Source organism: Sediminibacterium roseum (assembly GCF_009939005.1).
GTDB classification, from domain to species: domain Bacteria; phylum Bacteroidota; class Bacteroidia; order Chitinophagales; family Chitinophagaceae; genus Sediminibacterium; species Sediminibacterium roseum.
Map to the genome: position 1 here is coordinate 586,345 of NZ_JAACJS010000002.1, position 11,929 is coordinate 598,273.

Genomic DNA, 11,929 nt, shown 5'->3' on the forward strand with positions numbered 1-11,929 from the left:
ATGGAAGAGGTGATATTAGTAGACGAACAGGACGTGTCAACCGGAACCATGCCCAAACTGGAAGCGCACGAAAAAGCCGTATTGCACAGGGCCTTCAGCATTTTCATCTTTAATTCCAAAGGCGAGATGCTGCTGCAGCAGCGCGCGCAGAACAAATACCACAGCGCAGGTTTGTGGAGCAATACCTGTTGCAGTCACCCGCGCCCCGGTGAAGACACCGCCACTGCCGCTTTGCGCAGGCTAAAAGAAGAAATGGGGTTTGAAACGGAACTGGAAAAAGTATTCGATTTTGTTTACAAAGCCTCTTTTGAAAATGGCCTCACCGAACATGAGTTTGACCATGTATTTGTTGGTTACCACGATGGCGCAGTTTATCCCGACAAGAACGAAGCGGCCGGCTACGCATTTACGTCGGTGAACGAAATTGAAAGATTGTTGAAATCGCAGCCTGAATTGTTCACGGCATGGTTCCACATTGCGTTTCCTAAAGTAAAGGAATGGCGTGAATCGTGAACAGCCAGTGATAGTGGGCCAATCGCAATAACAAAAAAATGGATCATACAGAATCAAATCATCCGCCACATGCAATCATCATCGGCGCCGGCATCGCAGGTATTGCGGGCGCAATAAGGCTGGCCGTGCAGGGGTTTGCCGTTTCTGTATTCGAAAAGAACGATTACCCGGGTGGCAAACTCAGCCAACTGGTCAACGGCGATTTTTATTTCGATGCCGGCCCCAGCCTGTTTACACAACCTCACCTGGTAAAGGAAGTTTTTGACCTGGCAGGCGAGAAAATGGAAGATCATTTTTCTTACACACAGGTCCCCGTCTCCTGCCATTACTTTTACGAAGATGGAACCCGGTTAAAAGCCTACGCAGACCACGATCTGTTTGCCAAAGAACTGAATGAAAAGTTGGGGGAAGAAGAAAACAAATTATCGTCGTACCTCAACAGGTCGGGCAGGATCTACAACGACATCGGTAAAGTATTTCTCAATCACTCTTTACACAAAAGGTCCACGGCTTTTCAAAAGAGTGTTTTCAAAGCGCTGAAAGCTACGCGTTTTTCATACCTCTTCGGAACGATGCACGACATGAATGCGTCCCATTTTAAAAATGAGAAGACGGTGCAGTTGTTCGACCGCTATGCAACCTACAACGGGAGCAACCCCTACCGCGCGCCCGGGATGCTGAGCCTTATCCCGCATGTGGAACACAACGAAGGGGTGTTTTACCCGAAAGGCGGGATGATCAGCATTACGAATGCATTGATCAGTCTTGCCGAAAAAAAAGGCGTAAAGTTCTATTTCGGCGCCGCGGTGCAGCGCATCATTTTCCACGATAATAAAGTACACGGTATTGTTGTGAATGATGAGAACATCGCAGCAGACATTGTAGTAAGCAACATGGACGTGTATTTTACCTACAAACACCTGTTGAACCGTGAACACAGCGCCCACAAAGTATTAAAACAGGAGCGAAGCAGCAGTGCCTTGATCTTTTATTGGGGAATGAAGAAGGAGTTTCCGCAACTCGGGCTTCACAACATTTTCTTTGCAAAAGATTACAAGGCGGAATTCGATCATCTTTTCCGTTTGAAAAAAATATATGCCGATCCCACGGTCTATATCAACATAACCAGCAAATGCGAACCGGGCATGCATGCCCCGGAAGGAAAGGAAAACTGGTTTGTGATGGTGAATGCGCCGGCCAATACAGGGCAGGATTGGCAAGCCTACCGCAACAGCTACCGCGAAACGATCATAGCCAAGCTCAACAGGATATTGAACGATGACATCGGCAAATACATCGAAACCGAAGATGTGCTTGACCCTGTATCCGTCGAGTCGAAAACAGGGTCGTACATGGGGTCGTTGTATGGAACAAGTTCCAACTCGAGAATGGCGGCGTTTTTGCGCCATCCGAATTTCAGTAAAAAAATAAAAGGTTTGTATTTTGTAGGAGGGAGCGTTCACCCCGGCGGTGGCATACCTTTGTGCCTCCAGAGCGCGCGCATTATGGGCGGGCTGGTACAGGAAGACCAAAAAGGAAAAAAGCATTGAAGCCATCACGGTCAAATATTGCCATTTTTATAGCGCTGCTGTTTCATGTGAGCGGGTTTGTGGGGATGGTGTTTACGCCATACAAAAACTGGTTCGTTCAAAATACGCCGTTGAACCTTTGCCTGATGGCCGCACTCATCATCTGGACACACGAAGAAAAGAACCTGTCGTTCTATTTCTTTTTCGCCATCGCTTTTCTCGTTGGCATGGGAACGGAAATGATCGGCGTCAATACCGGCAAGCTTTTTGGATCGTATGAATATGGCGGCACACTGGGCCCGAAGTTCAACAACGTGCCATGGCTCATCGGGCTGAACTGGGTTGTGGTGATCTTTTGTGTTGCGGCCGTGATGCAAAAGATCTTCGCATGGATGAAGCGAAAAATGGAAGGGCAGCAAACGGTTATGCCAAAACGCATCCAAACCCTTTCATTGCTTGTAGACGGCGCCACGCTGGCGGCTTTTTTTGACTGGGTGATGGAGCCTGTTGCCATCAAACTCGGTTACTGGCAATGGAAAAACAACGAGGTGCCGTTGTACAATTATGTTTGCTGGTTCGCGATCAGTTTTGTTTTATTGCTCATCATGCGTTGGATGCGCTTTCAGAAGGCCAACCATTTTGCGGTACAGTTGTTTATCATCCAGTTGCTGTTTTTTATGGCGCTCAGAATTTATTTGGTATGATCGGGTACATTTTCATAACACTGGTTACATTCTGCGGAATGGAAGGCATTACATGGCTCACGCATCGCTATGTGATGCATGGTTTCCTGTGGTACCTGCACGAGGATCATCACAAGAAAGGGCCTGGTTTTTTTGAAAAGAACGATGCCTTCTTCATCATTTTTGCGATACCCAGCTGGCTGTGCATCATGTTGGGAAGTATGAACCAGGCCTGGTGGGTAGTAAGCATCGGGGCGGGGATCGCATTGTACGGGCTTGCCTATTTTCTTGTACACGAAGTGATCATCCACCAGCGTTTCAAATGGTTCACAAGAAGCAACAACAGGTACATCAAGGCCATACGATGGGCGCATAAAATGCACCACAAGCATTTAGACAAACACGAAGGCGAAAGCTTTGGTATGCTGCTGGTGGCAAAAAAATATTGGGACAAAGTAAGGAAAGATGAAAAGGCCGCGAAACGTGGATAGCCCAACCGGCCGGAAATAAGCTTTTTAATTTCTATAAACGTTTACCTTTATTTTGCCCGTATCCTGGCGCAACACAGTTGCCCGGCCGCCGCAACCAGGGCGACCAAAACAGTCAGGTAATTCATCATTTGCAAACACACTACGACTATATCATTACCGGTGCCGGCTGTGCAGGATCCAGTTTATTGATGCGGATGATGCGTGAGCCATTTTTTGCATGCAAACGGATTCTTGTTATCGACCAGTCGCAAAAAAACAAGAACGACCGTACCTGGTGTTTCTGGGAGAAAGAAAGCGGGCTTTTTGAATCCATTGTTTTTCGCCGCTGGACAAAACTTGATTTTCTCTCAAACGATTTTTCCGCAACACTTGCCATCGATCCGTACCAATACAAAATGATCAGGGGCATTGACCTGTATGAACTGGCGCGGACGGCATCGGCCGGGCACAGCAATATAGACTGGCACCAGGGAACGGTAAAGAATATCTATACAGAAAACAACAAGGCCATTGTTGAGCTGGAAAATGAAAAGATCTCCGCAACTTATGTGTTCAACAGTATTGTGCAGTTGAACGAAAGCCATTCTTCCGGAAATTGGGATCTTCTTCAACATTTCAAGGGTTATTTGATAGAATCGAAGACGGATGCATTCGATCCTGCGCGCGCCACTTTTATGGATTTTCGTGTGCATCAAAACCATGGTACCACGTTTGTGTATTGCCTGCCTGTTTCGCCCACAACTGCATTGGTTGAATATACCCTGTTTACGGAAACGCTGTTGCCGCAGGATGTGTACGAGGAAGAACTGCGTGCATACATTGCATCATCGTTACACCTTAGCGAGTACGAAATACTGCACGAAGAATACGGTGTCATTCCCATGACCAGCCGCAGGTTTCCTTTGCAAACGGGGCGCGTGGTTCACATGGGCGTTGCAGGCGGACAGGTGAAAGGGAGCAGTGGTTACGCGTTTCAATTCATCCAGAAAAGAACGGAGGAAATTGTAGGGGGACTGATGAACGGAAGCGCATCCTTTTCCAGGAGATCGTTTACCGATCAAAAATTTTATTTTTACGACCGCGTGTTGCTCAACGTTCTTTGCAATAAAAAGATGGAAGGGGCCGCCATTTTCGCCAGTATATTCCGGAAAAATCCGCCTGAACGTGTTTTGCGGTTCCTGGACAACGAGAGCGGATTGATGGATGATCTCCGGATCATGCGGAGCGTACCGGTGTCTGTATTCCTTCCCGCGGCATTACAGGAACTTTTTTAGCAACAATAGATTTGTTCTGTTATTTTTGCCACCCGGCCTTGTAGTACAATGGATAGTATAAGAGTTTCCGAAGCTCCAGATCCAGGTTCGATTCCCGGCGAGGCCACCAGTTAAAGATCCCTGCAAACGACCGTTTGCAGGGATCTTTTTTTTAAGACGTATCGTGTGTAAAAAATTTTTGATGCATTTTCCGTACCTCCGCAAAATGAATTAATGATTAAGTGATGCTTTCTTAACATTCCCATAAGATGCAGTTGTGAGTATTGCAACTCAAACAACTGCAATATGTTCCCCCGAATTTTAGCTACGCTTGTTTTACTGCTGCACATTACGATCACATTTGCCGGTCAGGGACCGAGGGCCGATTACAAATTTGTTGAGGCCAAAAATATCGTTCAGCGTAAAAATTATTACCTCCTTACGTTATTCGATGCAATACCCGAAGTACGCCGTATGCTTGGTGCTGATGAGGTGTTGAAACAAATGGCCACCACAAAAACGGATTCGGTTCGCTATGCCCTGCAGCATTGCGAGCGCGATGGGTTGTGTTATACTTCCAAACTGAAGTTCAGCGAGGAAGATATCAAAACAGTTGGCAATCGGTTACGTGCCCTTTACAAACCAGGCAATGCGCTCGATAGGTTGGTTCAGCAACACCTGGTTCCTTCGGGATGTTATATCCTCTTTCAATCAGCCGCACCTGTTGAAATGCTTGTTAAGGCCTGGGAGCAGGATGCGATGGGTGTCAATTTTTGCATCGGTGTATATGCGGAGGGCAGGAAGCCGAATTACCCTTTGATCGATTCGATCAGCTTCAATACGCGCGACGCCAGGAACCCGAACGGTTTTGCAAATGGTTATGTAAGCCTGTTGTACAACACAACCTCGTTATTGTCGGTAGAGACAACCCATGCATCTCCATTTTACCAACTGCCCTTGATGGCCGCGGCTTATTTTCTTGAAATGAACGAAAGGGGACAGGCCGCAGACTTCGAGCCCATGGAGGCGGGCGAGAACCGCGCGGCTGTTCAGAAGATCAAAACAACGGATTGGAGCAAATATAAATACACCGTTATACTCGTTCCCGGCGCCGGTCCGGAAGACCCGCGCGTTGCGTTGAGTGCAGAGGGAATGCTTCGCTGCAGGCTCGCGGCGCTGCAATACAAACAGGGCCTTGCACCGTTTGTGGTGGTATCGGGCGGCAAAGTACACCCTTACAAAACAGTGTATTGCGAGGCTACTGAAATGAAAAAATTCATGGTTGAAACGCTGCAGGTGCCGGCATCGGCCATCATCATCGATCCGCATGCGAGGCATACAACAACAAATATGCGCAATACGGCCAGGTTGATGTACAGGTATGGAATACCGATGAACAGGCCGGGCATTGCCACCACCACGCGCGGGCAAAGCACGATGATCGGTACAACGCTGGTTGCGCGTTGCCTGAAAGAACTGAACGAGGCACCCTACCGCAACGGAACAAGACTCAGCGAAACATCTGTCGAATTCTATCCGTTGCCCGAGGCATTGCATATCAATCCCACAGAACCCTTGGATCCTTAACCCCCAAAACGATGAAAAAACGAAACCTGATATATGTTCTTCCCGTTCTCACGCTGTATTCTTTTTTCCAGGCCAAACCCTTGATGGCGATCAGGCACAGCTATTCTGTTGATTCGCTGGGCGCATGCCAGGGCATTTCTTACCAGGGCGGTAAACTATTTCTTTACGGCGACAGGGAAGTTGGAATGATACGCGAATATGTACAGGATGGCGACAGCCTTCTTTACCGCCAAAAGGAAATGCGCCTCACGGTTGATGGAAAAGATGTGATCAACCACCCAACCGGTATTGCCGTTCATGGGAACATGCCGGTGTTCGTCGGCAACAGCATCCGCCTCAATCCCGAAGGCACATTGTGGAAAGCCGTGATCTATCATGTAAACTGGAAGGGTCTGCAGCAAACCGGCACGCTCGATGGAAACCTGTTAAACACCATTGACGATGACACCTGCGTACAGGGCACGCGGCCTGAATACGTTCCGTACAAAGGCAAATGGTATGTAGCAACCGCTGATTATGGAGAGAAAGCAAATGAAGTACGCCTCTACGATCCGCAATTACTGTCTAAGGCAAAGAAGACAAGTGAAAAAGGCGTGCTGGTTGCTAAGTTCCGCTGCTCTCCATGGGTGCAGAACCTCCACTGGATACCGGAAAAGAACCTGTTGCTGTTGATACAAAATCAAACAGAAGGAAGAAAATGGCGCTTTACTTATGTGGATGTTGAAAGATCCATCCTATCGGGAAAAGAAGAAGTAATAAAAGTGGTAGACATCAATGAACGCATGGATGAACTGGAGGGCTTTGCTTTTCTGAAAGATACAGGCAAAGGCATTGCGGTTTCTTCGTCGCGCAAAAACAATGTCAACCTTATGCAAATCAATTGGTAATTATTCAAGCAACCGAAAACTACAGATCATGAAAAAAATGATGAACAAAAAGCGTATGGCGATCATGCTCGCCGTTGTTCCGGCGCTTTTGTGCATCTGCACATTTGTGCAGGCGCAGGCCCTGGCGGTAACAGGCACCGTTACAGACGGAAAAAACCAGCCCATGGCGGGTGTAACCGTGCAGGTAAAAGGATCCAGGCAGGTAAGTGTAACCGGCAATACCGGGAGCTTTGCCATTGCTGCAGAAAGAGGGAACACGCTTGTGTTTTCGTTCACGGGTTTTATAACGAAGGAAATAAAAATTGAAAACGCAGCATCCATCAGTGTTTCGTTACAGGAAGATGTGAATGTACTGGAAGAAGTGGTTGCCGTGGGTTACCAGCGCTTGCGTAAATCGGATGTAACCGGCGCCATTACAAGTGTGAAGGCAAAAGAGATGAATCTTTCCACACCAACACTGGGGCAGGCATTGGTAGGAAAAGTGGCCGGCGTACAGGTATCCCAGGTGAGCGGCGCGCCTTATGCGGGAACAAAGATCCGCGTGCGTGGCATCGGCTCTGTAAATGCAAGCTCCGAACCGCTGTATGTGATCGATGGTTATGCAATGGGTGGCAATACAAGCCAGGGGCAAGGCAATGGCGGTAACGGTACCGGTGGGTACAACCCGGCGATGGCAGGTAATGACATCTTCATCAACCCCGAAGACATTGAATCAGTAGAGATCTTAAAAGACGCGGCCGCAGCGGCCATCTATGGTTCGCGCGCTGCATCAGGTGTGGTGCTCATTACAACAAAAAGGGGCAAGCAAGGCAATGGTAAATTCGAATTCGATACACAGGTAAGCAGCCAGTCGCTGGCAAAAAAAGTAGAGCTCCTCAATGCAACACAGTTCATCGATCTCTTTGTGGATGGCCGTAATGCCAATTACAAGGACATCCTTATTTCAAAAGGCATTGCATGGAACGATGCATTCTATTCAGACGACAATGCAACCCGTATTGTAAAAGCTGGCCAAACAGCAACGGGTTGTTCTGTATGTATCCTGCGTGATGTGTATGATTTTGCGAGCCAGCAAAAACTCGCCCCTAAATACAATACCGACTGGCAGGATGTTTTGTACAGGACCGCGCTTACACAACGTTATAATTTATCTTTTACGGGCGGTACGGCCAACACGCGATATTTCATCAGTGGTGGATACCTTGATCAACCGGGTATTCTCAACAGCACCTACCAGCGCCGCATCAATTTCCGCAGCAATATTGATGCGGATCTTTCGCGCAGGCTGAAGGCTTCTGCAAATGTGTTTGTAACCAATACCGACGGAAGGGAGGTGCAGGAAGGAAGGTTTAACCAGGGCCCGATCCTTGGTGCGTTGGTATACATGCCTATTTTTCCTGCGTTCAACGCCGATGGAACATTGGCAACTGCCGACAAGGGCGCCGGCGCACAAACGGATGGTTTTGCGTATTCCTTCCAGGGAATTGAAAACCCGCTCGCACTTGCACAGCGTGTGAACATGACCCGCAAAGGCATTCGTGCGGCATATAATGGAACGATGAGTTACGAGATCGTAAAAAACCTTGTTGCCAAAGCCAACATTGGCGGAAGCACCTACAATGAAAAATACGAGTACTATTATCCAACCAACCTGAGCAGCGGCATTAATCCACCGGGCTCATCTCAGGCCATACTTGCAGCAAATGCTTCGGCACAAACAATGAGTTCGCAGGATGTGCTTGCAGAGTTCACATTGGATTATAAAAAACAGTACGGCAAACACAATTTCGACCTGCTCGCAGGCTATACCGCGCAGGAAACAAAACTGGATGTGCTGGCAGTAGCAGCAAAAAACTTTACCAATGACCTTGTTCCCGAATTAACCGCGGCCGGATCGGTTGCAGGCGATTTCTCACGCCTCGGCGCCACAGGTAAATCTACAACCAGTTTGCTTTCTTATCTCGGAAGGGTAGTGTACAACTACGATAACCGCTACTTTGTAACCGGCTCATTCCGCGCAGATGCATCGTCACGCTTTGGGCCGGAGAACCGCTGGGGCCGTTTTGGTTCGGTTTCTACGGGATGGACCCTGTCGAACGAAAAATTCTACAACAACTGGCTCGGCCGCAATTCAACATTGAAGCTGCGCGCGAGTTGGGGACTTACAGGCAACAACAACATTGGTAACTACCGTTACGAACAGGACATCACCGGTGCGGGCGGTATCGTGATCGGGAACACGGTGTACAATGCAAACTGGAGCGGAGGTACCACAGATGCAAGGCTTGGATGGGAATCTACCGAATCGTACAACTTCGGGCTGGATGCAACGCTTTTGTCGAATAAACTTTCCATCATCTTCAATTACTATACAAGCAAAACAAAAGACCTTCTTTACAACCAGAATATTTCTGCCATCACAGGATCATCAACCATCCTTACGAACCTGCGTAATTCAGACCTGCGCAACAAAGGATTCGATCTGCAGGTAGATGCGCGTGTTCTGCAAACAAAAGACTTCACACTTGCATTGAGCGGTAACATCACAGCCAACCGGAACAAAGTAGTGAGCCTTGGCGGCGCAAGTGAGATACAGGTTGCAGGTGCAGAAAGAAGCTACATCACGCACGTAACACGCGAAGGCGACCCGATCGGATCGTTCTATGGATTGCGTGTTGCAGGCATGGTTCGTGAAAAAGACATGGCAGCTGTTAATGCAGACCTCGCTGCTTACAAGGCAAATGGAAACAAGTTCCCGGCGGGCTACAAACTGCAATCGTTCCCCATCTCTACTTTTTCAACCACACCACTCAATCCCGGCGACCTGTATTTTGTTGACAGGAACGGCGACGGTGTAATAACCGATGCCGACAAAGAGATCATCGGCACACCTTATCCGAAATACACATACGGGTTCAGCATTAACATGACCTATCGTGATTTTGATTTCAGCGCCTCTTTCAATGGCTCGCAAGGCAACCAGGTAGTGGATGGGCAGGATTACTACATCCGCAACATGGAAGGCTCGGGTAACCAGTATGCCGTGGTGGATCAGCGTTACCGCAGCGATGCGAACCCTGGCAATGGCCACGAATATCGTGCATCGCGCGGCGGATCGCAGAGCAACAGCACGCGTTTGTCTGATTACTACCTGCAGGATGGATCGTTCTTCCGTTGCACCAACATTACATTGGGCGTTAACCTTTCCAAACTTCCTTTTGTGAAGAGAGCGGGTATCAATGGTTTGCGTTTGTATACTTCGGTGGACAATGCTTTTACGATCACGAAATATTTAGGATACAACCCGGAAGTAGATTTCAACAACGGCGCCAACCTTACGCCGGGTGTTGATTATGGAAAATATCCGTTGATGCGTTCATTCAACGCAGGTTTGCGTATCCAGTTTTAAAACCAAATCATAAAAGAATTTTGTATGAATAAGAACCTATTTTCAGCAATGATCGCAGCGGGTTTGTTCCTGGGCGGCTGCACAAAATCATTCGTGGAACAATCGAACCCCAATGCGGTGCCGGTAGACAATGGCTACAAAACAGAGACCGACATCACAACCGGGGTATACGGTGTATACCAGGCCCTGCGCAGTTCAAACTGTGTTGGTGAAGGGGCGCAGCTCTGGACAGACGACCGCGCAGATGATGTGAACACAACAGACAACCAATCGAACAACGGCGAGCCGTTCCAGTTTACTGCGTTTTCATTGGTGCCGAGCAACAGTTACCTGCAATCGCACTGGTCTGCATTGTATACACCCATCACACGTGCCAACCTGGTGCTTTCGGTGATCGGAGATATCCCGTTTGCAAGCGAAAGCACGCGTACGCAGTACATCGCAGAATTGAAATTTATTCGTGCCTATATGTATTACCAGTTGGTGCGTGAGTTTGGCGATGTGCCACTGGTAACAGAAAGGTTGACCTCTGCGGAGCAGGCATCAGCGCTCACTTTCCGTGCAAAGCGTGAGGATGTGTATGCGCAGATCGTGAAAGACCTGAAAGACGTGCTTGCCAGTAACCTGCCCGTTACGCAAAGCGCGGCCAATAAAGGAAGGGTATCGATGCAGGCGGCCAATGCAACACTCGGGCAGGTATACCTTACCATGGCAACAAGTCTTTCGGCCACGCCATCAACAGAATATCTTAACAATGCAAAAACATACCTGCTGGCCTGTTATGCGCAGAAGGGGTTTACCAATCTTTCGGATGTTCCTTTTACCGATGTATTTGATGTGAACAAGAAAGCAACCTGCCCGGAGATCATCTGGCAGATCGCGTACAAACAAGGCGATCCAAGTTATTCATCCTCACTTGCAAGAAGCAACCAGGCAAAAAATGATGGCACGTTCATTTCGCAGTTTCCCTCACAGGGCGCAGGCGGGTTGTTTACAAAAGACCTGTTGAATGAATTTGAAACAGGAGACCTGCGCACCAATTATTCCATCCGGTTTGTTGCTGCAAACAACGGGTATTATATTTCCAAGTTCCGCGATAACAGCACAACAGCCGGAACACTTGGTTATGGCGGCAACGACTGGATCCTGATCCGTTATGCAGATGTGATCCTGAATTTGGCGGAAGTATATCTTTACCTTGGCGACAATGCAACTGCCATTCAATACCTGGATATGGTGCGTGCAAGAGCATCGCGCCCCGGTTATGCGGCGATGCAGGGAGATGCATCTTATACATCAAAATACCCAAGCCTCAAATTAGCGATCCTGCACGAGCGCCGCATAGAACTTGCATTTGAACATCACCGCTGGCACGATCTCACCAGGTTCTTCAAACCCGATGAACTGGTCAATTATTTCAAAACAAAAAGCCAGGCAAACTTCGACAACTCGCCGATCACGAATATGACAGCGAAAGATTATTATTTCCCGATCCCTTACAACGAGTACAAACTGGACCCGGTTAAAATGTACCAGAACCCGGGGTATTAGGATAAGAAAACAAGAGGGGATAAGAC

At 48.2% G+C, this 11,929-nt stretch carries 9 protein-coding genes and 1 tRNA gene; all 10 read left to right on the forward strand.

All coding sequences use genetic code 11. The features are described 5' to 3' along the window. The 10 genes from idi to GWC95_RS02585 all read left to right on the forward strand — a co-directional run bounded on the left by idi (position 1) and on the right by GWC95_RS02585 (position 11,903). Entirely contained in the window at positions 1 to 513 is a 513-nt protein-coding gene (gene idi, locus GWC95_RS02540; RefSeq protein WP_161817094.1) for an isopentenyl-diphosphate Delta-isomerase, read from the forward strand. A 38-nt stretch (positions 514 to 551) separates the two neighbouring features. Continuing rightward, positions 552 to 2,063: a 1-hydroxycarotenoid 3,4-desaturase CrtD gene (crtD, locus tag GWC95_RS02545; protein WP_161817095.1), complete on the forward strand. Its 1,512-nt coding sequence runs from the start codon at positions 552 to 554 to the stop codon at positions 2,061 to 2,063. Continuing rightward, complete coding sequence (locus GWC95_RS02550; RefSeq protein WP_161817096.1) at positions 2,060 to 2,746, forward strand: carotenoid biosynthesis protein; 687 nt, start codon at positions 2,060 to 2,062, stop codon at positions 2,744 to 2,746. Before crtD ends, GWC95_RS02550 begins: the two co-directional genes overlap by 4 nt. Further along, positions 2,743 to 3,216: a sterol desaturase family protein gene (locus GWC95_RS02555; RefSeq protein ID WP_161817097.1), complete on the forward strand. Its 474-nt coding sequence runs from the start codon at positions 2,743 to 2,745 to the stop codon at positions 3,214 to 3,216. The genes GWC95_RS02550 and GWC95_RS02555 overlap by 4 nt, the downstream gene beginning before the upstream one ends. A gap of 128 nt (positions 3,217 to 3,344) precedes the next feature. Next, on the forward strand, positions 3,345 to 4,490 hold the full coding sequence (locus GWC95_RS02560) for a lycopene cyclase family protein (protein WP_161817098.1): 1,146 nt from the start codon (positions 3,345 to 3,347) through the stop codon (positions 4,488 to 4,490). Positions 4,491 to 4,524: 34 nt separating this feature from the next. Next, positions 4,525 to 4,599 (forward strand) — tRNA-Arg (locus GWC95_RS02565). Positions 4,600 to 4,775: 176 nt separating this feature from the next. Next, positions 4,776 to 6,056 (forward strand): YdcF family protein, encoded by a 1,281-nt coding sequence (locus GWC95_RS02570; RefSeq protein ID WP_161817099.1) that lies wholly within the window; start codon positions 4,776 to 4,778, stop codon positions 6,054 to 6,056. An 11-nt stretch (positions 6,057 to 6,067) separates the two neighbouring features. After that, complete coding sequence (locus GWC95_RS02575) at positions 6,068 to 6,943, forward strand: hypothetical protein (RefSeq protein ID WP_161817100.1); 876 nt, start codon at positions 6,068 to 6,070, stop codon at positions 6,941 to 6,943. Between the two features lie 28 nt (positions 6,944 to 6,971). Continuing rightward, entirely contained in the window at positions 6,972 to 10,352 is a 3,381-nt protein-coding gene (locus GWC95_RS02580; RefSeq protein ID WP_161817101.1) for a SusC/RagA family TonB-linked outer membrane protein, read from the forward strand. 24 nt (positions 10,353 to 10,376) lie between these two features. Next, positions 10,377 to 11,903 carry a RagB/SusD family nutrient uptake outer membrane protein gene (locus tag GWC95_RS02585; protein ID WP_202630190.1) on the forward strand — a complete coding sequence of 509 codons (1,527 nt, stop codon included), beginning with the start codon at positions 10,377 to 10,379 and terminating at the stop codon, positions 11,901 to 11,903. Positions 11,904 to 11,929: the final 26 nt, after the last annotated feature.